General features: G+C 69.3%; 22 protein-coding genes. 9 read left to right on the plus strand and 13 right to left on the minus strand.

Going from position 1 to position 26,435, the window contains the following annotated elements; translation table 11 throughout:
- Nucleotides 1-16 precede the first annotated feature (16 nt).
- The 5 genes from def to HWY45_RS24375 form a co-directional block, all read right to left on the minus strand.
- On the minus strand, nt 17-547 hold the full coding sequence (gene def, locus HWY45_RS24355; RefSeq protein ID WP_059563473.1) for a peptide deformylase: 531 nt from the start codon (nt 545-547) through the stop codon (nt 17-19).
- Nucleotides 544-2,619 (minus strand): NAD-dependent DNA ligase LigA, encoded by a 2,076-nt coding sequence (gene ligA / locus HWY45_RS24360; protein ID WP_059885175.1) that lies wholly within the window; start codon nt 2,617-2,619, stop codon nt 544-546. The genes def and ligA overlap by 4 nt, the downstream gene beginning before the upstream one ends.
- A gap of 173 nt (nt 2,620-2,792) precedes the next feature.
- Nucleotides 2,793-4,040: a cell division protein ZipA C-terminal FtsZ-binding domain-containing protein gene (locus tag HWY45_RS24365; RefSeq protein WP_059885177.1), complete on the minus strand. Its 1,248-nt coding sequence runs from the start codon at nt 4,038-4,040 to the stop codon at nt 2,793-2,795.
- Between the two features lie 85 nt (nt 4,041-4,125).
- Complete coding sequence (smc, locus tag HWY45_RS24370; RefSeq protein WP_059563476.1) at nt 4,126-7,638, minus strand: chromosome segregation protein SMC; 3,513 nt, start codon at nt 7,636-7,638, stop codon at nt 4,126-4,128.
- A gap of 138 nt (nt 7,639-7,776) precedes the next feature.
- Nucleotides 7,777-8,718: a DMT family transporter gene (locus HWY45_RS24375; protein ID WP_059809614.1), complete on the minus strand. Its 942-nt coding sequence runs from the start codon at nt 8,716-8,718 to the stop codon at nt 7,777-7,779.
- Between the two features lie 166 nt (nt 8,719-8,884).
- On the opposite strand from HWY45_RS24375, the gene dapC reads away from it, so the two are divergent.
- The 6 genes from dapC to cls all read left to right on the plus strand — a co-directional run bounded on the left by dapC (nt 8,885) and on the right by cls (nt 15,049).
- Nucleotides 8,885-10,117, plus strand: a complete 1,233-nt coding sequence (gene dapC / locus HWY45_RS24380) for a succinyldiaminopimelate transaminase (protein ID WP_059809616.1) — start codon at nt 8,885-8,887, stop codon at nt 10,115-10,117.
- A 42-nt stretch (nt 10,118-10,159) separates the two neighbouring features.
- Nucleotides 10,160-10,987: a 2,3,4,5-tetrahydropyridine-2,6-dicarboxylate N-succinyltransferase gene (gene dapD, locus HWY45_RS24385; protein WP_059563479.1), complete on the plus strand. Its 828-nt coding sequence runs from the start codon at nt 10,160-10,162 to the stop codon at nt 10,985-10,987.
- Entirely contained in the window at nt 10,987-11,355 is a 369-nt protein-coding gene (locus HWY45_RS24390) for an ArsC family reductase (RefSeq protein ID WP_017331714.1), read from the plus strand. Before dapD ends, HWY45_RS24390 begins: the two co-directional genes overlap by 1 nt.
- Nucleotides 11,356-11,437: 82 nt before the next feature.
- On the plus strand, nt 11,438-12,577 hold the full coding sequence (gene dapE, locus HWY45_RS24395) for a succinyl-diaminopimelate desuccinylase (protein ID WP_059809618.1): 1,140 nt from the start codon (nt 11,438-11,440) through the stop codon (nt 12,575-12,577).
- 11 nt (nt 12,578-12,588) lie between these two features.
- Complete coding sequence (gene prmB / locus HWY45_RS24400) at nt 12,589-13,500, plus strand: 50S ribosomal protein L3 N(5)-glutamine methyltransferase (protein ID WP_059885179.1); 912 nt, start codon at nt 12,589-12,591, stop codon at nt 13,498-13,500.
- Between the two features lie 109 nt (nt 13,501-13,609).
- Nucleotides 13,610-15,049: a cardiolipin synthase gene (gene cls / locus HWY45_RS24405; protein WP_059885182.1), complete on the plus strand. Its 1,440-nt coding sequence runs from the start codon at nt 13,610-13,612 to the stop codon at nt 15,047-15,049.
- 31 nt (nt 15,050-15,080) lie between these two features.
- On the opposite strand, the gene HWY45_RS24410 is transcribed toward cls, so the two are convergent.
- Entirely contained in the window at nt 15,081-15,560 is a 480-nt protein-coding gene (locus tag HWY45_RS24410) for a glutathione peroxidase (protein WP_059885184.1), read from the minus strand.
- A 135-nt stretch (nt 15,561-15,695) separates the two neighbouring features.
- Here HWY45_RS24410 and HWY45_RS24415 point away from each other — a divergent pair, with 135 nt between their 5' ends.
- Nucleotides 15,696-17,627 (plus strand): ATP-binding cassette domain-containing protein, encoded by a 1,932-nt coding sequence (locus HWY45_RS24415; RefSeq protein ID WP_059885187.1) that lies wholly within the window; start codon nt 15,696-15,698, stop codon nt 17,625-17,627.
- A 117-nt stretch (nt 17,628-17,744) separates the two neighbouring features.
- Here HWY45_RS24415 and HWY45_RS24420 read toward each other — a convergent pair whose 3' ends face one another.
- From HWY45_RS24420 to alr, 3 genes are all read right to left on the minus strand, one after another.
- Complete coding sequence (locus tag HWY45_RS24420; protein ID WP_059563486.1) at nt 17,745-18,011, minus strand: DUF2866 domain-containing protein; 267 nt, start codon at nt 18,009-18,011, stop codon at nt 17,745-17,747.
- A 144-nt stretch (nt 18,012-18,155) separates the two neighbouring features.
- On the minus strand, nt 18,156-19,532 hold the full coding sequence (radA, locus tag HWY45_RS24425) for a DNA repair protein RadA (RefSeq protein ID WP_059563487.1): 1,377 nt from the start codon (nt 19,530-19,532) through the stop codon (nt 18,156-18,158).
- A gap of 11 nt (nt 19,533-19,543) precedes the next feature.
- The gene (gene alr / locus HWY45_RS24430) at nt 19,544-20,614 is read right to left on the minus strand and encodes an alanine racemase (RefSeq protein ID WP_059885189.1); all 1,071 of its coding nucleotides are present in this window, start codon (nt 20,612-20,614) and stop codon (nt 19,544-19,546) included.
- A 218-nt stretch (nt 20,615-20,832) separates the two neighbouring features.
- On the opposite strand from alr, the gene lplT reads away from it, so the two are divergent.
- Together lplT and thiD are read left to right on the plus strand one after the other, a co-directional pair.
- Nucleotides 20,833-22,140 carry a lysophospholipid transporter LplT gene (lplT, locus tag HWY45_RS24435; RefSeq protein WP_059809626.1) on the plus strand — a complete coding sequence of 436 codons (1,308 nt, stop codon included), beginning with the start codon at nt 20,833-20,835 and terminating at the stop codon, nt 22,138-22,140.
- Nucleotides 22,141-22,198: 58 nt separating this feature from the next.
- The gene (gene thiD / locus HWY45_RS24440) at nt 22,199-23,008 is read left to right on the plus strand and encodes a bifunctional hydroxymethylpyrimidine kinase/phosphomethylpyrimidine kinase (RefSeq protein WP_059885211.1); all 810 of its coding nucleotides are present in this window, start codon (nt 22,199-22,201) and stop codon (nt 23,006-23,008) included.
- 18 nt (nt 23,009-23,026) lie between these two features.
- Here thiD and HWY45_RS24445 read toward each other — a convergent pair whose 3' ends face one another.
- Genes HWY45_RS24445 through tsaB form a run of 4 tightly spaced genes read right to left on the minus strand, consistent with a single transcriptional unit; the run spans nt 23,027 to nt 26,349 of the window.
- Complete coding sequence (locus tag HWY45_RS24445) at nt 23,027-23,989, minus strand: DUF1853 family protein (RefSeq protein WP_059885191.1); 963 nt, start codon at nt 23,987-23,989, stop codon at nt 23,027-23,029.
- Nucleotides 23,986-25,101: a uracil-DNA glycosylase gene (locus HWY45_RS24450; protein WP_059885193.1), complete on the minus strand. Its 1,116-nt coding sequence runs from the start codon at nt 25,099-25,101 to the stop codon at nt 23,986-23,988. The genes HWY45_RS24445 and HWY45_RS24450 overlap by 4 nt, the downstream gene beginning before the upstream one ends.
- Nucleotides 25,088-25,585, minus strand: a complete 498-nt coding sequence (rimI, locus tag HWY45_RS24455; protein ID WP_059809633.1) for a ribosomal protein S18-alanine N-acetyltransferase — start codon at nt 25,583-25,585, stop codon at nt 25,088-25,090. The genes HWY45_RS24450 and rimI overlap by 14 nt, the downstream gene beginning before the upstream one ends.
- A complete protein-coding gene (gene tsaB, locus HWY45_RS24460) occupies nt 25,582-26,349 on the minus strand; it encodes a tRNA (adenosine(37)-N6)-threonylcarbamoyltransferase complex dimerization subunit type 1 TsaB (protein ID WP_059809634.1) in 768 nt (255 codons plus the stop codon). The genes rimI and tsaB overlap by 4 nt, the downstream gene beginning before the upstream one ends.
- Between the last annotated feature and the right edge of the window lie 86 nt (nt 26,350-26,435).

The raw sequence follows: 26,435 nt of genomic DNA on the forward strand, positions 1-26,435 counted from the left end.
CGCGCCGCCGGCTCAGTCAGTCGTCCGCCGCATCGAGCCCCGGGAACAGCACCTCGGTGAAGCCGAAGCGCGTGAAGTCGGTGATCCGCATCGGGTACAGCTTGCCGATCAGGTGGTCGTATTCATGCTGGACCACGCGCGCATGGAACCCTTCGGCGACGCGGTCGATCCGCTCGCCGAACTGGTCGAAGCCGCTGTAGCGGACCTTCGCGTAGCGGCTGACGACACCGCGCATGCCCGGCACCGACAGGCAGCCTTCCCAGCCCTCCTCCATGTCCGGCGGCAGGTACTCGAGCTTCGGGTTGATCAGCACCGTCTCCGGCACGGGCGGCGCTTCGGGGTAGCGATTGTTGTTGCCGAAGCCGAAGATGATGACCTGCAGCCCGACGCCGATCTGCGGCGCGGCCAGCCCGGCGCCGTTCGCGTGATGCATCGTCTCGAACATGTCCGCGACCAGCTCGTGCAGCGCCGGCGTGTCGAACTGTTCGACCGGCGCGGCAATTTCGAGCAGGCGCGGGTCGCCCATCTTCAGAATCTCGCGAATCATGGCGCGTGGCCCTCCAGGAGTTGGTGCAAACCGTCTTCGTCCAGCACGGGGATGCCGAGTTCCTCGGCCTTCGCGAGCTTGCTGCCCGCGTCCGCCCCCGCGACGACGTAATCCGTCTTCTTCGAGACCGAGCCCGCGACTTTCGCGCCGGCCGCCTCGAGCATTTCCTTCGCGGCCTCGCGCGTGAGCGTCGGCAGCGTGCCGGTCAGCACGACCGTCTTGCCGGCGAGCACGCCCTGCGGCGCCTTCGGCGCGGGCGGCCCTTCGGCCCACGTGACCTTGCCGGGCGCGCGCAGCTGCTCGATCACGGTGCGGTTGTGCTCTTCGGCAAAGAACTGGCGGAGCGATTCGGCGACCACCGGCCCGACGTCGTTGACTTCGAGCAGCGCCTCGAGCGACGCATCCATGATCGGATCCAGCGAGCCGAAGTGCTTCGCGAGATCCTTCGCGGTCGATTCGCCGACATGGCGGATGCCGAGCGCGTAGATGAAGCGCGCGAGCGTCGTGTGCTTGGCCTTCTCGAGCGAATCGAGCAGGTTCTGCGCGGACTTCTCGGCGAACCGGTCGAGTTCCGCGAGTGTCGCGAAGCCGAGGTTGAACAGGTCGGCCGGCGTGCGCACGAGGTTCTGCTCGACGAGCTGGTCGATGATCTTCTCGCCGAGGCCGTCGATGTCGAGCGCGCGCCGCTGCGCGAAATGCCACAGCGCCTGCTTGCGCTGCGCCGGACAGAACAGGCCGCCCGTGCAGCGCGCGATCGCCTCGTCCGGCAGCCGTTCGATGCGCGAGCCACACACCGGGCATTCGGTCGGCATCACGAACTCGGGCGCGTGTTCGGGCCGCCGCTCGAGGATCGCGCCGACCACCTCGGGGATCACGTCGCCCGCGCGCCGCACGATCACGGTGTCGCCGATGCGGATGTCCTTGCGGCGGACTTCGTCTTCGTTGTGCAGCGTCGCATTGGTCACCGTCGCGCCGCCGACGAACACCGGCTCGAGCCGCGCGACCGGCGTGATCGCGCCGGTGCGCCCGACCTGCACGTCGATCGCGACGAGCGTCGTGAGCGCCTCCTGCGCGGGGAACTTGTGCGCCAGCGCGAAGCGCGGCGCGCGCGACACGTAGCCGAGCCGCTCCTGTTCGTCGCGGCGGTTCACCTTGTAGACGACGCCGTCGATGTCGTACGGCAGCGCGTCGCGCTTCTCGCCGACCTTGCGGAAGAATCCGAGCAGCCCTTCCGCGCCGCGCACGACCGCGCGCTCGCGGTTCACCGGCAGGCCGAGCTGTTCGTACCAGTCGAGCAGCGCGCTGTGGGTCTCGGGCATCGCTGCGCCGTCGAGCACGCCGATCCCGTATGCGAAGAACGACAGCGGGCGCTGCGCGGTGATCTTCGGGTCGAGCTGGCGCAAGCTGCCGGCCGCCGCGTTGCGCGGATTCGCGAACTCGCGCTGCTCCGCGGCGCGCTGGCGTTCGTTCAGGCGTGCGAAATCGCGCTTGAACATCAGCACCTCGCCGCGCACGTCGAGCACGGCAGGCAAGTGGCTGCCCTTCAGCTTCAGCGGAATCGAGCGGATCGTGCGGACGTTTTCCGTCACGTCCTCGCCGGTCGTGCCGTCGCCGCGCGTCGCCGCCTGCACGAACACGCCGTGCTCGTAGCGCAGCGAAATCGCGAGGCCGTCGAACTTGAGTTCGCACGCGTAATCGACCGGGTCGGTCACGGTGCCGGCGAGGTCGACGTCCTTGTCGAGCGCATCGGCGACGCGCTTGTCGAACGCGACGATGTCCTCGTCGGCGAAACCGTTGTTGAGCGACAGCATCGGCATCGCGTGGACGACCGGCGTGAAGCCGCTCGCGACTTCGCCGCCGACGCGCTGCGTCGGCGATTCGGGCGTCACGAGTTCGGGGTGATCCGCTTCGAGCTGCTGCAGCTCGAGGAACAGCCGGTCGTATTCGGCGTCGGGCAGTTCCGGCTGGTCGAGCACGTAATAGGCGTAGTTCGCCCGCTCGAGTTGATCGCGCAGCCACGCGGCGCGCGCGTCGGGCTGGCTGGCTGGCGGTTCGGCTTGGGTTCGGGCCATGCTGGCGGCGTTTATTTCTGAGACAGTCGGATGTCGAATTATCTCAGTTCGCCGGGGCTTCGGCACATGCTTTCACAGTGATCCGGTTGATCGTCGGAAAGCATTTCACTCGGCGGTCGACCGCGCACGATCCGTGCACGGATCGTGCGCAATTCGTGCGCAATTCATGCGCGTTACTGACTGAACAACCGCCGCGTCACCGGGGAGCCCGCCGGAATACCGGCCTCTTCGAGCTTCGCGTACAGCTTCATCAGCTGCTGCTCGATCGCGAGCAGCGTCGATTCCGGCAGCGGCCGGCGCGAATCGTCGACGACCCGCGCACCGATCCGCTCGGACAGCGACTTCGCGTAATCGCACATCAGCCGGAACGGCAGGATGTCCTCTTCCGCCACCGGCACGTCGAGCACCAGCGTGATCATGTTGCCGCCCTTGTAGGTCAGGTCGTCGCGCAGGAAGTTGGTGTCGCCGAACTGCAGCATGAACACCGGATTCTGCTTCGCGTCGAGCTTGACGAAGCGCGTGCCGTCGCGCGACAGCAGCAGGCCGTCCTGCGACGCAACCGCCTGCACGTAGTTGGCCGACCACGGCGCGCCGTCCGACATCACGTTGATCGACAACTGCGCATCGCATTGCGCGGCGAAGCCGTCGAGCTCGCGCGCCATCGACACCGTTTCCATCATGTCCGGGAATTCGGGCGCGCCGTCGATCGCATCGGCGAACTGCTGCACGCCCGTCACGAACTCCGAGAACTCCAGCTCGTTCAGCGGGCCGCCGCGGTTCGCGAGCTGCGCGGCCGCGCGCAGCTCCTCGTAGCGCACGCCGTTCTGCAGCAGCTCCCAGCCGCCGCCTTCCGGCTTGCCTTCGATGTGCACCGGCTTGCTGCCCGCGCGGCGCAGGCGCTGCGCGGCCGGCAGGACCTTGTCGCCCGGCAGCGGCGACGCGAGGCGGATCGGCACGATGCAGTCGATCCGGCGGTCGACGACCGCGGGCGGCGCCGCGGAAATCGTCGTCGCGGCCGGCAGCACCGGCTCGGCCGGCTCGCTCGCGCCGGTGGTCTCCTCGACCGCTTCCGCAGCCGGCAGGTCGGCCGAGGTCGCCTCGGCCTGCAGGTCCGCCGGCATGTCGGCCGGCGCCGCGCCGCCGAAGGTCGGCTCGACGCGCGCGGCCTCGGCCGACGCCGCGGCGCCCGCTGCGGCCTCGGGGGCCGGCGCCGCCGCCTCGCGGCGGGCCGGCTGACGCACCGGCTCGATGAACGGCAGCTCATCGTCGCGCTCGGGGCGGTTCATCGCATCCGCCGTTTCCTGCGGCATCGGACGCGGCATCTTGCGCCGCACCTTCGCGCCCTGCCACGCGTTGTAGACCACGACGCCGCCCACCACGACCGCGCCTGCGCCGATCAATCCGAGTGTCAACTCGTCCATGCACGCTCCATCAGCAATTCTTTTTCGTCGGAACCGCGAACGGGCGCCCATGCGCCGCGCGAACGCGGTCCGGTTTCTTCAAACGTCAATTCTGGGCAAAACCCGCGGCGGTTTCCATGTCCACCGCGACGATCCGCGACACGCCCTGCTCCTGCATCGTCACGCCGATCAGCTGCTGCGCCATCTCCATCGCGATCTTGTTGTGCGAGATGAACAGGAACTGCGTCTTGTCCGACATCGCGCGCACGAGATTCGCGAAACGCTCGGTGTTCGCGTCGTCGAGCGGCGCGTCGACCTCGTCCAGCAGGCAGAACGGCGCCGGGTTCAGCTGGAACATCGCGAACACCAGCGCGGTCGCGGTCAGCGCCTTCTCGCCGCCGGACAGCAGATGGATCGTCGCGTTCTTCTTGCCGGGCGGCTGCGCCATCACCTGCACGCCGGCGTCGAGAATCTCGTCGCCCGTCATGATCAGCTTCGCCTGGCCGCCGCCGAACAGGCGCGGGAACAGGTCGCTGAAGTGACGGTTGACCTCGTCGAAGGTTCCCTGCAGCAGCGTGCGGGTTTCCTGGTCGATCTTGTGGATCGCGTCCTCGAGCGTCGTGATCGCGTCGGTCAGGTCGGCCGATTGCGCGTCGAGGAACACCTTGCGCTCGCTCGCGGCCTTCAGCTCGTCGAGCGCCGCCATGTTCACGGGGCCGAGCGCATTGATCGCATTGTTGATCCGCGTGACCTCGCCCTGCAGGTACGACGGCTTCAGGTCCGGCGTCAGCTTCTCGCGCAGCGCGGCCTCGTCGACCTCGGCCGTCGCGAGCTGCTCGGCGAACTGCTCGACCGACAGGCGCGCGGCCTGCTCCTTGAGCTGCAACTCGGTGATGCGGTCGCGCAGCGGCTGCAGCGATCGCTCGGCCACCAGGCGCTGCTCGTCCGACGCGCGCAGCTTCGACGTCAGGTCGTCGAGCTCGATGCGCGCGGCCTGCAGCGCCTCTTCCTTCACCGCGCGGATCTCGAGCGCGTCCTGCAAACCCGTGTGCGCGGTCTGCTCGTTGATCGTCTCGAGCTCGGCGCGCGCGTCCTCCAGCGATGCGGCGACGCGCTCGCTCTGCTCGTGCGCGACCTGGATGCTGCGCTTGAGCTCGTCGATCCGGGTCGCCGCATTGCGCGCGGCGAAGCGCGCGTCGTTCGCGCCGCGCTCCAGGTCGCGCGCTTCCTGGCGCGCCTGCGACAGCGACTCGTCGAGCGCCTCGAACGCCAGCTGGTTGTCCTCGAAGCGCGCCTGCAACTCGGCGAGCTCGCCGTCGAAGCGCTCGAAATTCGCTTCCGACTCCGCGCGCAGCGCACGCTGCTCCTCGATCTGCGCGCCGATCTCCTCGAGTTCCTCGCGGATCTGCGTGCTGCGCTGCGTGTAGCGCTCGTGCGCCTGCGCGAGCTTCAGCACGTCCATCTGCAGCGCATGCACGCGCTGCGTCGCGCGCTCGGCCTGCGCGCGCACGTCGCCGAGCGCCTGCGTCGCCTGCGTGTGTGCGGCTTCGGCCCGCACGGCGGCCGTGCGCGCGTCGTCGGCGAGCAGCGCCTGTGCGCGCACCTGGCGCGTCAGGTTCTCGATTTCCTGCTGGCGGGCCAGCATCCCGGCCTGCTCCGAATCGGCCGCGTACAGCTGCACGCCGACGCGCGTGACGATGTGGCCGGCCTTCACGACGAACGCGCCGCCGGCCGGCAGCTGCGTGCGGGTGGCGAGCGCCTGCGCGACGTCGTCCGCGACGTACACGTTGCCGAGCCAGTCGTTCAGCACCGCGCGGATGCCTGCGTCGTCGATGCGCACGAGCGACAGCACCGGGCGCAGCCCGGCCGCCGCCGCGGGCGGCTCGCCGGCCGCCGGCGGCGCGTAGAAAGCGAGCTTCGCGGGCGGCGCATCGGTCGCGAACGCCTTCACCCAGTCGAGATTCGACACTTCGAGCGCGGCGAGCCGCTCGCGCAGCACGGCCTCGAGCGCCGCTTCCCAGCCCGGCTCGACGTGCAGCTTCTTCCACAGGCGCGGCAGCGCGCCGAGCTCGTGCTTGTCGAGCCACGGCTGCACCTTGCCCTCGGTCTGCACGTTCTCCTGCAACTGCTTGAGCGCCGCGAGGCGCGCCTCGAGCTGGTGGATCTGCGCGCTTTCGGCCTGCACGCGCTCGTGCGCGGCGCGGCGCTCGGCGTCGAGCCGCGGCACCGTCTCCTGCGCATCCGCGAGGCGCGCCTGCGCCTCGGCGAGGATTTCCTCCTGCTCGGCCAGCTGCATGCGCAGCTCCTCGAGCTGCGCTTCGTCCGGCACGTCGAGGCCGCCGGCCTCCGCCTTCAGCCGCTCGTGACGCTGCTGCAGCTGCTGGAGCTGCTGGTCGGCGTTGCGCTGGTGCGCGGCCTCGAGCTTCAGCGACTGCTCGGTTTGCGCAATCCGCGCGCGCTCGTCGTTGAGCTGCGCCTGCGCGTCGCGCCATTTCGCCTCGAGCGCCGGCAGCGCATCGTGCTTCGACGCGGCATCGTCCTCGGCGAGCGCGGCCTTCTCGTCGGCCATCGCGCGCGCCTCTTCGGCTTCCTCGAGCTCGTCCTGCGCCTTCTCGGCCTGCGCGCGCCACTGCTCGCGCTGCGCGTTGAGCGCGGCGATCTGCGCCTGCACGCGGTTGCGCGATTCGACGATGAACTTGATCTCGGCTTCCAGCCGGCTGACCTCGGCGTTCGCCTCGTAGAGCGAGCCCTGCGCGCCTTGCATCGCGTCACTCGCCGCGTAGTGCGCGACGCGCAGCGTCTCGAGCTGCGACTCGACCTCGCGCAGCCGGGCCGTCTGCGCTTCCAGGTCGATCTGCGCCTGTTCGATCGCGCGCTGCTGCTTCTGCTGCTCGCCGGCGGCCTCGTTCTTGCGCAGCAGCCACAGCAGGCGCTGCTTCTCCTCGCCGTCGGCGACGAGTTCCTTGTACCGGGTCGCGACGACCGCCTGCCCCTCGAGCTTCTCGAGGTTCGACGACAGCTCGCGGATGATGTCCTCGACGCGGGTCAGGTTCTCGCGCGTGTCGTGCAGCCGGTTCTCGGTCTCGCGGCGGCGCTCCTTGTACTTCGACACGCCCGCGGCTTCCTCGAGGAACACGCGCAGCTCCTCGGGCTTGGCCTCGATGATCCGCGCGATCATGCCCTGCCCGATGATCGCGTATGCACGCGGCCCGAGGCCGGTGCCGAGGAAGATGTCCTGGATGTCGCGGCGGCGCGCCGGCAGGTTGTTGATGTAGTAGCTCGACGTGCCGTCGCGCGTCAGCACGCGCTTCACGGCGATCTCGCCGTACTGGCCCCACTGGCCGGCCGCACGGCCGTCGGAGTTGTCGAAGATCAGTTCGACGCTCGCCCGGCTGCCGGGCTTGCGGGCGGTCGAGCCGTTGAAGATCACGTCCTGCATCGATTCGCCGCGCAGCTCGGAGGCGCGCGACTCGCCGAGCACCCAGCGCACGGCATCGATGATGTTGGATTTGCCGCAACCGTTCGGGCCCACGACGCCGACGAGCTGGCCCGGAACCTGGAAATGCGTGGGATCGACGAAGGATTTGAAGCCAGCGAGTTTGATCGAGCTCAGACGCACGGCGGTATCGGATGTGAAGAATGGGTGAAACGGACGACGACACGCCGCGCCGGACCAGCCGGCCCATGCGCGCGGCGCGCCTCGGAATTCAAAAGCGGGGCCGCGCGCATCAGCGTTGGGCCCCGCAAACGGCACCCATCATACCATCGCGCGTGCGCCGTCCCGACCGTCGCCCGGTTTGCCGGGTGCCGGCGCCGAGCGATGGACCCGGCTCGACAGCAGCGTCGCGAGCACGATGCACGCGCCGCCCGCCCATTCGCGCGCGCTCGGCAATTCGTTCGCGAACACCCACGCGGACAGCGCGGTGATCACGATCTCGAACAGCATGATGATCGACGCGCGGTTCGCGGGCACGCGGGCGAGCCCGTACTGCACGAGCAGGTTGTTCGACGCCACCGTCACGCCGATCGCGACGACGATCAGCGCGACGACGCCGAGACTGCCGCTCGCCGGCACGGCCGGGAGCCCCTCGAACAGCGCGGCGATCGCGCCGAACACCGCCGCGCCGCCGAACAGCGTCGCCGTGCGCATCTCGGCGCGCATGTCGGGCAGCTCGCGGCTCGCCTTGATCACCAGCACGTTGCTCATCGCGAAGCTGAGCCCCGCCGCGAGCCCCGCCCACTCGGCCGGATTGGCCGGCAGCGGCACGCCGAGCCGGGGCGACCACAGCATCAGCATCGCGCCGCCGATCGACAGCGCCGCCAGGCCCGCGCCCGCCCAGGTGAGGCGCTCGCGCAGCAGGAAGTGCGCGTAGACGGCGGTCCACGCCGGGGTCAGATAGAACAGCAGCATCACGCGCAGCACCTCGCCGTGGATCGTGCCCCAGACGAAGCCGAGGTTCGTCACGCCAGCCGTTACCGCGATCCCCGGCAGCACCCAGTGCCAGCGCAGGGTCGCGATCGTGCTGCGCCGCGCGACGATCACGAACAGGAACGCGACGGCGCTCGTCAGCGCGCTCGCCGCGGTGCCCGTCATGCCGAGCGACGCCAGGATCCGCAGCGGATACCAGATCAGGCCCCATACCGATGCGCCGATCAGGATCGCCAGCGTCGGCAGGCTGCCGCGTACTGCATTGTTCATCGTGTTCGACACCCTTATCTTTCGTTGCCCGGCCGGCGTTTCGGCCCGCCGTGACCGCATTCCGTCACGCTATAATCGTCGGCTGCGAAACGCGTTGCCGCTCCCGGCGGCGGCGCTTCGCCGCCGCGCGGCGCGCCCGCCGCCCCTTTCGCTCCAACCGGCCGCGATGGCCGCTTCGCCCGTGAATCCTCGACTCGACTCGCTCCAGCCCTATCCCTTCGAAAAGCTGCGCGCCCTGTTCAAGGACGTGACGCCTGCCGCCGGCCTGAAACCGATCAGCTTCGGCATCGGCGAGCCCAAGCACCCGACCCCGGCGCTGATCCGCGACGCTGCGGTGGCCGCGCTCGACGGCCTCGCCGCCTACCCGGCCACGGCCGGCTCGGACGCGCTGCGCACGTCGATCGCGCGCTGGCTCGAGCGCCGCTACGGGCTGCCGGCGATCGATCCGGCCACGCAGGTGCTGCCCGCGTCCGGTTCGCGCGAGGCGCTGTTCTCGCTCGCGCAGACGGTGATCGACGCGAACCGCGCCGACCGCGGCGAGAAGGCGATCGTACTCTGTCCGAATCCGTTCTATCAAATTTACGAAGGCGCGGCGCTGCTGGCGGGCGCCGAGCCGTACTTCGCGAACAGCGACCCGGCCCGCAACTACGCGTGCGACTACGCAGCCGTGCCGGACGACGTATGGGCGCGCACCCAGCTGCTGTTCGTCTGCTCGCCCGGCAATCCGACCGGCGCGGTGCTCACGCTCGACGACTGGCGCGAGCTGTTCGCGCTGTCGGACCGCCACGGCTTCGTGATCGCGTCCGACGAATGCTACTCGGAGATCTACTTCGACGAGGCCAACCCGCCGCTCGGCGGCCTAGAGGCCGCGCACCGCCTCGGCCGCGGCTTCGAGCGGCTCGTGATGCTGTCGAGCCTGTCGAAGCGCTCGAACGTGCCCGGCATGCGCTCGGGCTTCGTCGCAGGCGATGCGGCGCTGCTCAAGCAGTTCCTGCTGTACCGCACCTACCACGGCGCGGCGCTGTCGCCCGTGTGGCAGCACGCGAGCATCGCCGCGTGGAACGACGAGGCGCACGTGCGCGAGAACCGCGCGCTGTACCTGCAGAAATTCAACACCGTGACGCCGATGCTCGCCGACGTGATCGACGTGAAGCTGCCGGACGCCGCGTTCTACCTGTGGGCCAACGTGGCGCGCACCGGCCTGTCGGACACCGAGTTCGCCCGCCGCCTGTACGCCGACTATAATGTGACGGTTCTGCCCGGCTCGTACCTGGCGCGCGACGCGCACGGCACCAACCCGGGCCGCGATTTCATCCGGATCGCGCTCGTCGCGGGCACCCCCGAATGCGTCGAGGGCGCGCAACGCATCGTCGATTTCTGCCGCAACCTCGCGCGGTAATCGTCCATCCCGATCAATTCCATCTTTCCTGCGAAAACGAACATGTCGCAACAACTTCAGCAAATCATCGATACCGCCTGGGAAAACCGCGCCGAGCTGTCGCCGAAGGCCGCGCCCGCCGAAGTCCGCGAAGCCGTCGCGCACGCGATCGAGCAGCTCGACAAGGGTGCCCTGCGCGTCGCCGAGAAGATCGACGGTGACTGGACCGTGCACCAGTGGCTGAAGAAGGCCGTGCTGCTGTCGTTCCGACTGGAAGACAACGCACCGATGCCGGCCGGCGGCTACTCGCAGTTCTACGACAAGGTGCCGTCGAAGTTCGCGAACTACACGGCCGAAGATTTCGCCGCGGGCGGCTTCCGCGTCGTGCCGCCGGCCATCGCGCGCCGCGGCTCGTTCATCGCGAAGAACGTCGTGCTGATGCCGTCGTACACGAACATCGGCGCGTATGTCGACGAAGGCACGATGGTCGACACGTGGGCCACGGTCGGCTCGTGCGCGCAGATCGGCAAGAACGTGCACCTGTCGGGCGGCGTCGGCATCGGCGGCGTGCTCGAGCCGCTGCAGGCGAACCCGGTCATCATCGAAGACAACTGCTTCATCGGCGCGCGCTCGGAAGTCGTCGAAGGCGTGATCGTCGAGGAAAATTCGGTGATCTCGATGGGCGTGTACCTCGGCCAGAGCACCAAGATCTACGATCGCGAAACCGGCGAAATCAGCTACGGCCGCATCCCGGCCGGCTCGGTCGTCGTCGCGGGCAACCTGCCGTCGAAGGACGGCTCGCACAGCCTGTACTGCGCGGTGATCGTCAAGAAGGTCGACGCGAAGACCCGCGCGAAGGTCGGCCTGAACGAGCTGCTGCGAGGCGACTGATGGCGAAGCCGCCCACCGTGGTCGTGTACGGCATTCCGAACTGCGACACCGTGAAGAAGGCCCGCGTGTGGCTCGACGATCACGGCGTCGAATTCGAGTTTCACGACTTCAAGAAGGCCGGCGTCAGCGCGCCGCTGGTCGAAGACTGGCTGAAGGACGTGTCGCTCGACGCGCTCGTGAACAAGCGCGGCACCACGTGGCGCGGCCTGGACGACGCCATGAAGGCCGCCGCCGATACGCAGGCCGGCGCGATCGCGCTGATGATCCACAAGCCGTCGGTCATCAAGCGCCCCGTGCTCGTCGTCAACGGCCGCGTGAAATCGCTCGGCTTCGCGGCCGACCAGTACGCGGCGCTGTTCGCCGCCTAGGGCGCGCCCCGCGCTGCACGGCGCCCGAAGTCATCGCTGCCGGCCACCGCGCCGGCATTTTTTATCGAAAGTGGTCCGAACCATGTCCGCCACCCTAGCCCTTACCGAACAGCTGATCGCCCGCGCGTCCGTCACGCCCGACGACCAGCACTGCCAGCAGATCATGACCGAGCGCCTCGCCGCGCTCGGCTTCGAATGCGAGACCATCGCGTCGCACGGCGTGACCAACCTGTGGGCCGTCAAGCGCGGCGCCGACGGCCGCGACGGCAAGCTGCTCGCGTTCGCCGGCCATACCGACGTCGTGCCGACCGGCCCGCTCGAGCAGTGGACGTCGCCGCCGTTCGTGCCCGCGCACCGCGACGGCAAGCTGTACGGCCGCGGCGCGGCCGACATGAAGACCTCGCTCGCCGGCTTCGTCGTCGCGGCCGAGGAATTCGTCGCCGCGCACCCCGGCCACCGCGGCTCGATCGCGATGCTGATCACGAGCGACGAGGAAGGCCCGGCGACCGACGGCACCGTCAAGGTCGTCGAGCTGCTCGAAGCGCGCGGCGAGCGCCTCGACTACTGCATCGTCGGCGAGCCGACGTCCACCGCCGAGCTCGGCGACGTCGTCAAGAACGGCCGCCGCGGCTCGATGTCGGGCACGCTGATCGTCAAGGGCGTGCAGGGCCACATCGCGTACCCGCACCTCGCGAAGAACCCGATCCACCTGCTCGCGCCGGCGCTCGCCGAGCTCGCCGCCGAGCAGTGGGACGAAGGCAACGAATACTTCCCGCCGACCACCTGGCAGGTGTCGAACCTGCACTCGGGCACCGGGGCGACCAACGTGATCCCCGGCCACGCGGACCTGATGTTCAACTTCCGCTTCTCGACGGCGAGCACCGTCGACGGCCTGCAGGCGCGCGTGCATGCGATCCTCGACAAGCACGGGCTCGACTACACGCTGAACTGGTCGGTGAGCGGCCTGCCGTTCCTGACGCCGCGCGGCGAGCTGTCGAACGCGCTGGAGAACGCGATCCGCGCGGAGACGGGCCTCACGACCGAACTGTCGACGACCGGCGGCACGTCGGACGGCCGCTTCATCGCGCGCATCTGCCCGCAGGTGATCGAGTTCGGCCCGCCGAACGGCAGCATCCACAAGATCGACGAGCACATCGAAGTCCGCTTCATCGATCCGCTGAAGAACGTGTACCGACGCGTACTCGAACAACTGATCGCCTGACGGAGCCCCGCATGACGACACCTTTTGCAACAGTCCGCGACCTTCTGCGCTTCGCGGTCACGCGCTTCTCGAAGGCGAAGCTCGCATTCGGCCACGGCTCGGACAACGCGTACGACGAAGCGGCCTACCTCGTGCTGCGCACGCTCGACCTGCCGCTCGACACGCTCGAGCCGTTCCTCGACGCGCGCCTGCTGCCGGATGAAATCGACGCCGTGCTCGCCGTGATCGAGCGGCGCGCGACCGACCGCGTGCCGGCCGCCTACCTCACGCACGAAGCGTGGATGCACGGCCACCGCTTCTATGTCGACGAGCGCGTGATCGTGCCGCGCTCGTTCATCGGCGAGCTGCTCGACGACGGCCTGCAGCCGTACGTCGCCGACCCCGAACAGGTCGGCGCCGTGCTCGAGCTGTGCACCGGCTCCGGCTGCCTCGCGATCCTCGCGGCAAGCGCGTTCCCGAATGCCGAGATCGACGCGGTCGACCTGTCGGACAAGGCGCTCGAAGTCGCGGAGATCAACGTGCGCGACTACGGCCTCGAGGACCGCATCGCGCTGCACCGCGGCGACCTCTACGCGCCGCTGCCGGCGTTCCGCTCGACCGACCCGGGCGCACGCTACGACGTGATCCTGACGAACCCGCCGTACGTGAACGCCGCGTCGATGGCCGCGCTGCCGCCGGAATACCGGCACGAGCCCGAGATGGCGCTCGCGGGCGGCGAGGACGGCATGGACATCGTCCGCCGCATCATCGGCGAGGCGCGCAACTGGCTGCACGACGACGGTGTGCTCGTCGTCGAGATCGGCAACGAGCGCGAGCATGTCGAGGCGGCGTTCGGCGGCCTCGAACTGACGTGGCTGCCGACCAGCGCCGGCGACGACAGCGTGTTCCTGATCCAGGCGTCGGACCTCCCGAAAAAAGCCTGACGACCTTGCCAGCCCGAACCGGGCGGCGCCCCGCTGCGCCGCGCGGTTCGGTAAGATGCGCGTAATGCGGCCGCCGCGCCGCGCGACTTCAGGAGTCCGTCACGCGCCCATGACCCTCGACTGGCTACACCTTGGCACCCTCATCCTTGCCATCCACGTGCTCGGCGTCGTTGCGGCAGGCCATGCGATCCTGAACACCCGCACGTCGCAAGGCGCGATCGCATGGGCGGTGTCGCTCGCGGCGATGCCCTACCTGACGCTGATCCCGTATCTGTTCCTCGGACGCAGCAAGTTCTCCGGCTACGTCGACGCGCGGCGCCACGAGACCGCGGCGCTGCGCACGCATACGCCCCCCGTGCCGTGGCACGACAGCGATTCGACCGAGGGCCCGCCCGCGGACGCGCTCGGACGCTCCGCGGTGCTCGCGCTCACCCGCCTCGGCGGCATGCCGTTCCTCGCCGGCAACGCGGTGCGCACACTCGTCAACGGCGAGGCGACGTTCGCGGCGATCCTGTCGGCGATCGACGCGGCGCGCGATTACGTGATCGTCCAGTTCTTCATCATCCACGACGACGCGCTCGGCCAGATGCTGCGCGACACGCTGATCGCGCGCGCGGCCGCGGGCGTGCGCTGCTACGTGCTGTACGACAGCATCGGCAGCTTCGACCTGCCGCACAGCTTCGTCGACGACCTGCGCGCCGGCGGCGTCGAAGTCCATCCGTTCGCGACCAAGCGCCAGTTCGTGAACCGCTTCCAGCTCAATTTCCGCAACCACCGCAAGATCGTCGTAGTCGACGGCCATCGCGCGTTCGTCGGCGGACACAACGTCGGCGTCGAATACCTCGGCGCGAAGCCGCGGCTGTCGCCGTGGCGCGACACGCACATCGAGGTGTGCGGCCCGGCCGTCGCGAGCATCCAGTACGTGTTCGCGGAAGACTGGCACTGGGCGACGCAGAAGCTGCCGCCGCTCGCGCCGCCGCCCGCCGCGCTGCCCGACGCCGACATGCACTGCCTCGCGGTGCCGATGGGGCCGGCCGACAAGCAGGAAACCGGCTCGCTGTTCTTCGTCGAGACGATCAATGCGGCGCGCGAGCGGATCTGGATCACCACGCCGTATCTCGTGCCCGACGAAGCCGTGATCGCCGCGCTCAAGCTCGCGGTGATGCGCGGGGTCGACGTGCGCATCCTGATCCCGAGCCGGCGCGACCACTATGTCGTGTTCGAGGCGTCGAAGCTCTATGCGCGCGACCTGGCCGATGCCGGCGTCAAGGTGTTCCGCTACCGGCCGGGCTTCCTGCACCAGAAGGTGGTGCTGATCGACCGCAGCGCTGCCGCGATCGGCAGCGCGAATCTCGACAACCGCTCGTTCCGCCTCAACTTCGAGATCATGGTGCTGACCGTCGACCGGGCATTCGCCGACGAAGTCGAGGCGATGCTCACGGCCGATTTCGCGCTCGCGTACCAGGTCGACGCAAGCGAATACCGCCGCTCGCCGGCATGGCGGCAGGTCGCGATGCACATCGCGCGGCTGTTCGCGCCGATCCTCTAGGCGGGCCGCGGCGTCACCGGCGCACGCCGCGTCACAGCAGCTTTTCGATGTCGGCGGCGATCTCGTCGGGTTTGGTCGCCGGTGCGTAGCGCTTGACGATCCGGCCGTCGCGCGCGACCAGAAACTTCGTGAAGTTCCATTTGATCGCCTTGAGCCCGAGGATGCCCGGCGCTTCGTCGGTCAGGTAGCGGTACAGCGGATGCGCGCCGTCGCCCTTCACGTCGATCTTCGCGAACATCGGGAACGTCACGCCGTAGTTGCGCTCGCAGAATGCGCCGATCTGCGCGGCGTCGCCCGGCTCCTGCTTGCCGAACTGGTTGCACGGGAAGCCGAGCACGAAGAAGCCGCGCGCCGCGTACTGGTCGTACAGCTTCTGCAGGCCCGCATACTGCGGCGTGAACCCGCACTCGCTCGCGGTATTGACGATCAGCAGCACCTTGCCGCGATACGCGTCGAGCGACGCCGGCGCGCCGGCGAGCGTCTCTGCGCTGAATGAATACAGTGTGGACATCGTGCCCCCTTCTTTCGCAATCGGATCGACCCGGAGTATAGGGCCTGCCTGCGCCGAAACGGTATCTACCGGACGGCCGATGCCCGGTGTGCGGCGCGCAGTCTAGAATAGCGGTTTTGGCCAGTCATTTCCGCCGTGATCCGTTTCAATCAGTTCAGCCTAGCGCGCGGCACCAAGCCGCTGTTCGACGCGGCCTCGTTCGTGCTCAATCCCGGCGAGAAAGCCGGCCTGATCGGCGCGAACGGCGCCGGCAAGTCGACGCTGTTCGCGGTCCTGCGCGGCGAGCTGCACGCCGACGCCGGCGATTTCTCGATGCCGCCGTCGTGGCGGATCGCCCACGTGTCGCAGGAAACCCCGGCCGTCGACCGCACGGCGCTCGACTACACGCTCGACGGCGACGCCGCGCTGCGTGAGATCGAGGCGCGCATCGCCGCCGCGTCCGCCGCGCATGACGGCTCGGCCGAAGCGGAAGCGCACGCGGCGTTCGCCGATGCCGACGGCTACACCGCCCCGGCGCGCGCCGAGGCGCTGCTGCTCGGCCTCGGCTTCACGCTCGCGCAGACGCGCGAGCCGGTCTCGAGCTTCTCGGGCGGCTGGCGCATGCGCCTGAACCTCGCGCAGGCGCTGATGTGCCGCTCCGACCTGCTGCTGCTCGACGAACCGACCAACCACCTCGACCTCGACGCGATCGTCTGGCTCGAAGACTGGCTGCACCGCTATCCCGGCACGCTCGTCGTGATCTCGCACGACCGCGAATTCCTCGATTCGATCTGCAACGTCACGCTGCATCTCGAAAACCGCCAGGTAAAGCGCTACGGCGGCAACTACTCGCAGTTCGAAGTGCTGCGCGCGCAGCAGCTCGCACTGCAGCAGAGCGCATACGAGAAGCAGCAGAAGACGGTCGCCCATCTGCAGAGCTTCATCGACCGCTTCAAGGCCAAGGCCACCAAGGCCCGGCAGGCGCAGAGCCGGATGAAGGCGCTCGAGAAGATGGAGCTGATCGCGCCGGCGCACGTCGCGTCGCCGTTCACGTTCGAATTCCGCACGCCGGACGCGGCGCCGAACCCGATGATGGTGATGGAAGACGTCCGCTGCGGCTATCACGCCGACGACGGCGGCGAGATCCCGATCGTCGAGCGCGTGTCGCTGTCGATCCAGAACGGCCAGCGCATCGGCCTGCTCGGCGCGAACGGCCAGGGCAAGTCGACGCTGATCAAGACGCTCGCAGCAACGCTCGAACCGCTGTCCGGGCACGTACGCGAAGGCAAGGGCCTGACGATCGGCTATTTCGCGCAGCACCAGCTCGAGACGCTGCGCGAGGACGATTCGCCGCTCGCGCACCTCGCGCGGCTCGCGCCCGACACCCGTGAACAGGAACTGCGCGACTTCCTCGGCGGCTTCAATTTCTCGGGCGACATGGCGACGAGCCCGGTCGGCCCGTTCTCGGGCGGCGAGAAGGCTCGCCTCGCGCTCGCGCTGATCATCTGGCAGAAGCCGAACCTGCTGCTGCTCGACGAACCGACCAACCACCTCGATCTCGAAACCCGCCACGCGCTGACGATGGCGCTCGCGCAATTCGATGGCACGCTGATCCTGGTATCGCACGACCGGCACCTGCTGCGCGCAACGACCGACCAGTTCATGCTCGTCGCAAAGCATCGGCTGCAACCGTTCGACGGCGATCTCGACGACTACCGCGACTGGCTGCTGCAGCACGCGGCCGAGCAGCGCGCCGCCGCGAAAGCCGACAGCGCCGCGGCGCAGGACGCCGGCCCGGCCGTCAATCGCAAGGATCAGAAGCGCCAGGAGGCCGAAGCGCGGCAGCGGCTGTCGCATCTGAAAAGGCCGCTGCAGACGCGCATCACGAAGCTGGAAAAGGAAATGGACGCGCTGCACACGGAGAAGGCTCGCCTCGACGCGTTCGTCGCCGATCCGGCCAGCTACGAAGCCGCTCGCAAGGTGGAGCTCACCGACGCGATCCGCAAGCTGGGTGATGTCAACGCGCGGCTCGAAACCATCGAGGCGGATTGGCTCGCGGCACAGGAAGAACTCGAGCAGATCGGCTGAATGCCACACCGCGCAGTGCCAACGCATGCGCCACTTGCGACAAGGCCGGGCGTAACGGCCCGGCCTGGGTGCGCATCGTCCGCCGCATGTGGCCCGGCGCCTCGGCAGCGCGATGAATCAGCGCCGCGGCAGCGTGTCCCGCGGCATCTGCTCGTCGTCGCCCATCAGGTGGCGACGCCCCTGCGTCGGCCGGCGCATCGCCGCGACGACTTCCGCCTCCGTCACGTCCTCGGCGACGACCCGGCGAGCGATGCGCCCTTCGTCGTCGATCCATTCGACGATCCGGCACCCGCCGCCCCACGGCTGGCGGATCGGCTCCGATACGCGGCAGCCGCGCAGGTTGTAAAGGCGTCCGCCGGGCGCCTGCCCATATTGTTTGAACATAGGTCCCTTTCGCATTGCGCGGTTCGACAGTCCGCCCAAGGATAGGGAAAAGCGATGTCCGCCGGGTTACACAACCCTACGGATTGTTTACATCGAATTACGTGACAGATCGCCGGAGGCATCGCCTCCGGCGTGCGGGAATGCTCATTCGAGCCCGCGGACGCGGTCGATTGCCTGCTCGATCCGGTCGACCGCCATCACCTCGAGGCCGTCGATCGGCTGCTTCGGCGCGTTCGCCTTCGGGATCAGCGCGAGCGTAAAGCCGAGCTTCGCGGCCTCGCGCAGGCGCTCCTGGCCGCGTGGGCACGGCCGGATCTCGCCGGCCAGGCCCACTTCACCGAACACGATCAGGCCCTTCGGCAGCGGCTTGTTGCGCATCGACGAATGGATCGCGAGCAGCACCGCGAGGTCGGCGGCGGGCTCGGTGATCTTCACGCCGCCCACCGCGTTGAGGAACACGTCCTGGTCGAAGCACGCGATGCCCGCGTGGCGGTGCAGCACCGCGAGCAGCATCGCGAGCCGGTTCTGCTCGAGGCCGACCGCGAGACGGCGCGGGTTCGGCACATGCGCGGTGTCGACGAGCGCCTGGATCTCGACGAGCAGCGGGCGCGTGCCCTCCTGCGTGACGAGCACGCACGAGCCGGGCACGACCTGCTCGTGCTGCGACAGGAACAGCGCGGACGGGTTGGCGACGCCGCGCAGCCCGCGCTCGGTCATCGCGAACACGCCCAGCTCGTTCACGGCGCCGAAGCGGTTCTTGAACGCGCGCACGAGGCGGAACGACGAATGCGTGTCGCCTTCGAAGTACAGCACCGTGTCGACGATGTGCTCGAGCACGCGCGGGCCCGCCAGGTTGCCCTCCTTCGTCACGTGCCCGACCATGATGATCGCGGTGCCGGACTGCTTCGCGATGCGCGTGAGCTGCGCCGCGCACTCGCGCACCTGCGCGACCGAGCCCGGCGCCGACGTGAGCGCCTCCGAATAGACGGTCTGGATCGAGTCGACGACCGCGACGTCCGGCCGCTCCGCATCGACCGCCGCCTGGATCTTCTCGAGCTGGATCTCCGCGAGCAGCTTCAGCTCGGCGGCCGGCGTGCCGCCGTCGAGCAGCGACAGCCGTTGCGCGCGCAACGCGATCTGCGCGGCCGATTCCTCGCCGCTGATATAGAGCGCGCGGCGCTCGCTCGCGATGCCCGCGAGCGACTGCAGCAGCAGCGTCGACTTGCCGATGCCCGGATCGCCGCCGATCAGCACCACGCCGCCCGCGACCAGGCCGCCGCCGAGCACGCGGTCGAATTCGCCGATGCCGGTCGAGAAGCGCGGCACGTCGGCCGCCTCGATGTCGACGAGGCGCTGCACCGGCGCGCGTTTCGCAAGCGACTGGAAGCGGTGCGCCGACGGCGATTCAGCGACCGATTCGACGAGCGTGTTCCAGGCCTGACACGACGGGCACTGCCCCTGCCACTTCGGGGACTGGCCGCCGCACTCGCTGCAGACGTAGAGCGTTTTCTGTTTGGCCACGCGGTGCGCCCTTATTCCGCGCGCACCGGTACGCGGGCGGCCACCGCGCACATCAGTTCATAGCCGATCGTCCCGCAGTGCCGCGCCACGTCGTCGATCGGCAGATCGTTGCCCCACAGTTCGACGCGTGCGCCGACACCGGCCTGCGGGCACGGCGTCAGGTCGACGGTGATCATGTCCATCGACACGCGGCCGACGATCCGCGTGCGGATGCCGTCGACGATCACCGGCGTGCCCTCGGGCGCGACGCGCGAATAGCCGTCCGCGTAGCCGCACGCGACGACGCCGATCCGCATCTGCGCCGGCGCCGAGAACGTCGAGCCGTAGCCGATCGATTGCCCTTTCGCGATCGTCTGCACCGCGATCAGCTCGGACGCGAGCGTCATCGCCGGCTTCAGGCCCGTATCGGCGATGTCGGCGGAGCGCCCGGACGGCGACGCGCCGTACAGCACGATCCCCGGGCGCACCCAGTCGAAATGGGTTTGCGGATGCCAGAGCACCGCCGCCGAATTCGCGAGGCTGCGCGCGCCGGCAATGCTTTGCGCGCCGCGCTCGAACGCGGCCAACTGCTCGGCGACGCCGCGCTCGCTGTCCGCGTCCGAAAAATGAGTCATCAACGTGATCTGGCCGATGCCGTGGCAGGCACGCGCCCGTTCCCACGCGGCGCGATACTTCTCGGGCGAGTAGCCGAGGCGGTTCATCCCGCTGTTCATCTTCAGCTGCACGTTGACGGGCTTCGACAGCCGCGCCGTTTCCAGCATCCGCATCTGCTCGTCGTTGTGGACGGTCGTGGTCAGGCTGTAGCGGTCGATCACGTCGATGTCGGTCGAGCGGAAGAATCCTTCCAGCAGCAGGATCGGGCCGGCCCAGCCGAGTTCGCGCAGCTTGACGGCCTCGTCGAGGTCGAGCAGGCCGAAGCCGTCGGTGCCGCGCAGGCCGGGAAACACGCGCGCGAGGCCGTGACCGTAGGCGTTCGCCTTGACGACCGCCCAAACCTTGGACTGGCCGGCGTAGCGGCGGACGACGGAAAGATTGTTCGCGAGAGCGGCGGTGTGGATGGTGGCGGAGATCGGGCGCGGCATGGGAAATTTACGTAAAGACGCTTGCGAATCATCAGCTTACCGTGCCTTTTGAGCACCGAAGCCGACAACTTGCGGAACGATCGGGGAATCTTGCTAGTCCGAATTGCTGTATTTTCGTGTTATAAAGCCGTGCGCACAACCCATTTCGAACGGAATAAGCCGATCGCATACCTGGCGGCCTACGCGGCCGGGCCGCAGCGACGAACGCATCGCATCAGATGAAAAAAGGTTTTTACACCATCATGGCCGCGCAGTTTTTCTCGTCGCTGGCCGACAATGCGCTCCTCATCGCCGCCATCGCCCTGCTGAAAGACCTTCACGCCCCGAACTGGATGACACCGCTGCTGAAGCTGTTCTTCGTGTTGTCCTATGTCGTGCTCGCGGCGTTCGTCGGCGCCTTCGCGGATTCCCGCCCGAAGGGCCGCGTGATGTTCATCACCAACTCGATCAAGGTCGTCGGCTGCCTGATCATGCTGTTCGGCGCCCATCCGCTGGTTGCGTACGGGATCGTCGGCTTCGGCGCGGCGGCCTACTCGCCCGCCAAATACGGCATTCTCACCGAGCTCCTGCCGGCCGACCGGCTCGTCGCGGCGAACGGCTGGATCGAAGGCACGACCGTCAGCTCGATCATCCTCGGCACCGTGCTCGGCGGCGCGCTGATCAGCCCGCACATCGCATCGCACGTGATCGCGCACACGCCGTCGTGGATCAACACGCCGGCCGAATCCGCGATGGCGATCATCATGGCGATCTATGTCGTCGCCGCGCTGTTCAACCTGCGCATTCCCGATACCGGCGCACGCTACCCGCGCCAGCAGCACGGCCCGATCAGGCTCGTCACCGACTTCGCCGACTGCTTCATGGCGCTCTGGCGCGACAAGCTCGGCCAGATCTCGCTGGCCGTCACGACGCTGTTCTGGGGCGCCGGCGCGACGCTGCAGTTCATCGTGCTGAAATGGGCCGAGGTGTCGCTCGGCATGTCGCTGTCCGAAGGCGCACTGCTGCAGGCGGTCGTCGCGGTCGGCGTCGCGGCCGGCGCGATCGCCGCCGCGGGCCGGATCCCGCTGAAGAAGTCGCTGACGGTGCTGCCCGTCGGCATCATCATGGGCGTCGCCGTGATGCTGATGGCGTTCTACACGCGCGACATGATCCCGTCGAACTGGGTCCTCCATCTCGGCCACATCCGCATGCCGATCTACCTGCTCATCGCGTACATCTTCCTGATGTGCGTCGGTGCGCTGTCCGGCTACTTTGTCGTGCCGATGAACGCGCTGCTGCAGCATCGCGGCCACGTGCTGCTGTCGGCCGGCCACTCGATCGCGGTGCAGAACTTCAACGAGAACCTGTCGGTGCTCGTGATGCTGTGCCTGTACGCGGTGCTCGTGTGGCTCGACGTGCCGGTCGGCGTCGTGATCGTGCTGTTCGGCACCTTCGTCTGCCTGACGATGTGGCTCGTGATGCGCCGCCACCAGGCGAACCAGCGCCAGTTCGATTCGGTCGCGCTGATCGGCGAATCGAAGCACTGACGCTACACTTCCCGTTTCCGCATGCCCGCGCCGGTTGCCGAACCGGCGCCTTGCCATCATGACGCACCCGATTCCCAACGTCCTGACGATCGCCGGCTCCGACTCCGGCGGCGGCGCAGGCATCCAGGCCGACCTGAAGACGTTCTCCGCGCTCGGCGCGTACGGCGCGAGCGTGATCACCGCGCTGACCGCGCAGAACACGCGCGGCGTGACCGGCGTGCATGCGCCCGACGCCGCGTTCGTGACCGCGCAGCTCGACGCCGTGTTCGACGACATCCGCATCGACGCGGTGAAGATCGGCATGCTCGCCAATGCGGCGATCGTGCATGCGGTCGCCGACGCGCTGCGGCGCTACGCGCCCCGCTACGTCGTGCTCGACACGGTGATGATCTCGAAGAGTGCGCACGCGCTGCTCGCGCCGGACGCGGTCGATGCGCTGCGCGGCGCGCTGCTGCCGCTTGCGACCGTCGTCACGCCGAACCTGCCCGAAGCGGCGGCGCTGCTCGGCGACGCGCATGCGACGACCGAGGACGAGATGGTCCGGCAAGGGCAGGCGCTGGTGAAAATGGGCGCGCACGCGGTGCTGATGAAGGGCGGCCATCTGCCGGATGCCGACGCGAGCCCCGACTGGCTCGTCGACGCGACGCACGCCGTGCGGCTCGACGGCCCGCGCGTGCCTGTCGCCAATACGCACGGCACCGGCTGCACGCTGGCATCCGCGATCGCCGCGCTGCTGCCGCGGCATCCCGACCTGGAAAGCGCCGTGCGCGACGCGAAGGCCTACCTGACCGGCGCGATCGCCGCGAGCGGCCGTCTCGACGTCGGTCACGGCGTCGGGCCCGTGCATCACTTCCACCGCTGGTGGTAAGCGGCGGCCCGCGCAGCGTCAGTCCGCCTTTGCAGCAAACGCCCGCGCCTGCTCCGGCCAGTCGTCCGGCACGATGAACCCGCGGGCCGTCTCACGCCACGCGGCGTCGGCGTCCGGCCGATAGACCCCGATCAATGCCGGCGCCTCGCGCGCCGACAGGACGGCCGGCAGCGCCTGTGCCGCCGCAAGCGGCTCGGGCGCGCTGGCGCCGTTTGCGATGCGCCGCGGCGCGAGCCACGCAAGGCGCGGCAGCACCGCCCACGCGGCATCCTCCGGCAGCGCGGCGGCCCACGCCGCCCACTGCGCGCGGGTCAGCCAGAAGCCGCGCGGATGGTCCGGCGCGACTTCCTCGCGCACATCCGGCAACGGCGCGCCATGCGGGTAGAACAGCCATCCCTTGATGAACATCTGCGCATCGGACGGCTTGCCGTAGCCGAGCAGCGCGAAGCCGTCGCGCCCGCTCAGGCGCAGCTGGTGATCGATCAGCCGGCGGCGCTTGCGATCGAAGCGGTCGACGAGATTCGGTCCGACGAAGTCGGCCAGCGATGCCGTGCCTTGCACGGGCGCGCACAGATAGCACTTCACCGCGAGTTCCCAGTGCAGGCGCCGCCCGCCGGGCGTGTCGACGAGGAAATCCACCTCGCCGAGCGTCTGGCGGTTGCTGCGCAGCGCAAGATTGGCCGCGACGAGCCGCAGCGACGGCCCGTGCGTCAGGAAGTATTCGAGCAGGCATTCGGCGTAGCGGCCGAGCCGGACCGGCCGCAGCCCCTCGAGCGCGCGATGCAGCGGCTCGGGCGCCGCGTCGAGCGCGGCCAGCCATGCCTCGGCCGCCGCCCGCTCCGCGGCATCGGCCCACGGCCGCGCGAGCGGCGCGCCGGGCGCCGCGGCGAGCAGGTCCGGGCTCGACAGCAGCCATGCCAGATCGCGGACCGCGGCATCGCGCAGCGTTTCGACGAACGACGACGCCGCGCCGGCCGTCATGGCGCGGACCGCTCGCCGTTCGCCTCGCCGGAGGCCGCCCCACGGATGGCCGCCCCACGGAACGTATCGCGCGCGAGGCACAGGTCGGCCCATGCCTTCGCCTTGTCCTGCAGGCTGCGCAGCAGATAGGCGGGGTGGTAGGTGACGATCACCGGCACGCCTTCGTACGTGTGCACGCGGCCGCGCAGCGACGCGATGCTGGCGTCCGTCTTCAGCAGCGTCTGCGCGGCGAAGCGCCCGAGCGCGACGATCAGCTTCGGCTTCACGAGCGCGACCTGGCGCTGCAGGTACGGCTCGCAGCGCGCGACCTCGTCCGGCTCCGGGTTGCGGTTGCCGGGCGGGCGGCACTTGATCACGTTGGCGATGTAGACGTTGTCGCCGCGTTCGAGCGACAGCGACCGCAGCATGTTGTCGAGCAGCTTGCCGGCCTGGCCGACGAACGGCTCGCCCTGTTTGTCCTCGTTTTCACCCGGCGCCTCGCCGATCAGCATCCAGTCCGCCTCGCGATCGCCGACGCCGAACACGGTGTTGGTCCGCTTCTCGCAGAGGCCGCAGCGCGTGCAGTCGGCCACGCGCGCCGCGAGCGCGTCCCAGTCGAGTTCCGCGACCGGTGTTTCGGCTGGGCGCGGGTCTGCGGCGGGTGCAAGCTCCGCCGGCGGGGCTGCGTCGAACCACGCGAAATCGTCGTCGGTGAGCGGCGGTGCGTCGTCGGCGGGCGGGGTGAAATCGTCGCCGCGCGCAGCCGATGCGGGTTGCGCGGGCATCGCGCGGCGGCCGGCTGCGGGATCCGCATCTGCATAAGCTTGCGGCGCGGGCGACGCGGCAGGCAATCGCGCGCCGCCATCGTCACGCACCGCTGCCGCTCCGCCCGCTTCGGCGAAAACGCGCGCCGGTCGCGGCGGCGCGTCGGCCGGCCGCGCGGCCGTCTGCGTGGCCGCCGCGGCCGGGATCTCTCCTGCAGCGACGCCGACGGGCGTTTCCACCTGCTCTCCCGCCGCCTGCGTCACGGCCTCCTGCCCGGGTGCCGCCGGCACCTCGCCTGCGTTCAGCCCGCGCCGCACCCAGCGGTGCGTCAGCCCCATCTCCTCGAGTGCCGCTTCAGCCCACGCCATGCGCGCCTCCGTCCCTGTTCAGCGTCAGACGCATCACGATCGCGTCCTCCCGGCTGCGATGCCGCGCCGGATAGTAGTTCTTGCGCCGCCCGATCGTCACGAAGCCGAAGCGCTCGTACAGATGGATCGCGCGCGGATTCGACGGCCGCACCTCGAGCAGCACCCCTTCGAGCCCCTCCGCCTGCGCGATGCGCACCGCCTCGCGCAGCAGCGCGAGCCCGGCGCCCGAGCATTGCGCGGCCGGCGCGACGCACAGGTTCAGCAGGTGCATCTCGTCGATCACGGGCATCAGCACACAATAGCCGACGAGTGCGCCCGTCACGTGACGCAGGCACACGCCGAAGTAGCCGTTGCGCAGCGAGTCTTCGAAGTTGCCGCGGCTCCACGGGAATTCGTAGGCGGCGCGCTCGATCTCGACGACCTCGTCGAGATCGGCGTCCGTCATCGGCGACAGATACCGGTCGCTCAGCAGCACGCCGGTCATCCCTGCGCTCCTCCCGGCCGGGCCGCGCGCGCCGCCATCCGTTCGGCGGTAGTCTGCGCGACCTTGTCGCGCACGTACTCGGGCGCGGCCTGGTCGGCCGGCACCGTGCGCCCGGCGCGAAACGCGCGCAGCGCGACGTGCGCGACCGCCAGCGCATGCGGCAACGCGTCGCCGTCGGCCGCCGCGGCGCGCGCGAGCGCCGGCAGCTGCGCGCCGAACGCAGCGGCCGCGTTGCCCGCGAGCGTGAACGGCACGTCGGGCACGCCCACCGCGCCGGGCGCATCGAGCGCGGCCGGGTGCAGCGTGCGCCAGTCGCCGGCGGCTTCGTCCCATGCGAAATCGGCCCAGTAGACCTCGTCCATCCGCGCATCGAGCGCGGCCAGCACGCGCGCCGTACCCGGCGCGCGCAGCCGCGCGTGCTCGGCACACGCGAGCAGCGTGCCGACCGGCACGACCGGCAGCCCGCGGCCGAACGCGAGGCCCTGCGTGATGCCGGTCGCGGTGCGCAGGCCCGTGAACGAGCCGGGGCCCGCGCCGAACGCGATCGCGTCGCAGTCGGCGAGCGTCAGCCCCGATTCGGCGAAGAGTTCCTGGATCGCCGGCAGCACGCGCGTGCTCGAGACGGCGCCCGTCAGTTCGTGGCGGACCCAGCTTTGTGGGGCGGAAGCGGCGGATTCGGCCGTGGCCGAGCGCAGCAATGCGACCGAGCAGTATTCGGTCGACGTATCGATGGCGAGGAGCACTGTTTGCATCATGGCCGACATTGTAATGCGGCGCCCCGCTCCCACGGGCGATCGCCGCGGCCCATGATGCCGGCCCGGCGCACGCGCCGGTTTGGAAGGATCGCTCG

It is taken from the genome of Burkholderia stagnalis, from assembly GCF_902830275.1.
Classification (GTDB): domain Bacteria; phylum Pseudomonadota; class Gammaproteobacteria; order Burkholderiales; family Burkholderiaceae; genus Burkholderia; species Burkholderia stagnalis.